Source organism: Nitrososphaera sp. (assembly GCF_050748925.1).
In the GTDB taxonomy this organism is placed as follows: Archaea; Thermoproteota; Nitrososphaeria; order Nitrososphaerales; family Nitrososphaeraceae; genus Nitrososphaera.
The window spans coordinates 1-1,216 of the sequence record NZ_JBOGQF010000245.1; the positions used below are offsets into that span (position 1 = coordinate 1).

Annotated in this window: 1 protein-coding gene; it reads right to left on the reverse strand. The window is 58.7% G+C overall.

Going from position 1 to position 1,216, the window contains the following annotated elements; translation table 11 throughout:
* Nucleotides 1–1,216: peptidylprolyl isomerase (locus ACREAY_RS11990; protein WP_431755997.1), on the reverse strand; the 1,216-nt coding region annotated here is incomplete at both ends.

Sequence of the window (1,216 nt, forward strand, 5' to 3'; positions counted from 1 at the left end):
CCCCTATCTTGTCCACCACGTCCATGCCCTCTATCACCCTGCCAAACACCGTGTACTGCCCATCAAGGAAGCTGACGTCGTCCAGCATGACAAAGAACTGTGAACTGGCGCTGTTCGGATCGCTGGTCCTGGCCATAGACAGTACGCCCCGTTTGTGCGGTATGTCGTTGAACTCGGCGGGGATAGTTTCGTCGGATCCGCCGGTTCCCCACGACGCCCTGTCGGCAGTCGCGTTGCGCGTCTGTGGGTCGCCTCCCTGTATCACCGGGACGTTCTGGGGGTTCAGCCTGTGGAACACGATGTTGTCGTAGAACCCTTCGTCTGCGAGCTTCATGAAGTTGTTGACGGTGCGCGGAGCCGCCTTTGAAAAGAACTCGACTTTGAAGGTGCCCTGCGCGGTCTCGATTTCCGCGATCTCGCTTGCAGTCGTCATGTCGGCAAGCGGGCCGGTCGTCGGCGCGTACGGGTCGCCCTCTGGAGTCGGGACATAGTCATGGTTCACCTTGTAGATGAGCACGCCGGTCACAATGTCCTTGTTCTCCTCAAAGCTTGGAGACGCGTAGACTAGGTGGAAAGGCGCGTCGGCGGGGCCGTTTTCAGAATACTTTACGTTCTTTGTGACCAGCTGCACCAGGCCCGGCTGGTACGACGTCTCTGGCCGGAACTGGCCGCCTTCAAACGACGCATAGTGGGCAGGCTCAAACGGTATGAGCTTGCCAAGGAGCGTCGACTGCCAGAACGGCGCCTTGGGCGTGAAGGAATCGCGCTCCAGGTACCGAGTCTCGTCAAACCCTGCAATCCTGATTATCCACTGCTTTTTGCTCTCCTCTCCGCCTTGGCCGAGAGTGAACACCGGCACCTTCTGGGTGGTGTTGCCCAGGTTGCCGTCAAACTGCTTCTGCCCGACGACGTAGACCAGGACATAATCGGCCTGCAGGTCCTGCGCTATTTTTATTCCAGACTGCTCTTCTGCGATAAACATCTTGGCTACCGACTCGATGCGGGTCTGGTTCAAAGTCGCGTTATCCGCGACTGTGGTGCGCTGGCCGAGCGTGGTTATCCAGTAGCCATAGTCCCACCACGCCGCAATCACCGCGTCTTCCTCCGTGTTTTCAGATATCCATTGCGTCGCGTCTATCCAGTCTGTCGTCTGGAACCTGAACGCTGTGCCGCCGTTTGCAATCGCGGTCGGCACGTCCACCGACGCCGCCCAGTT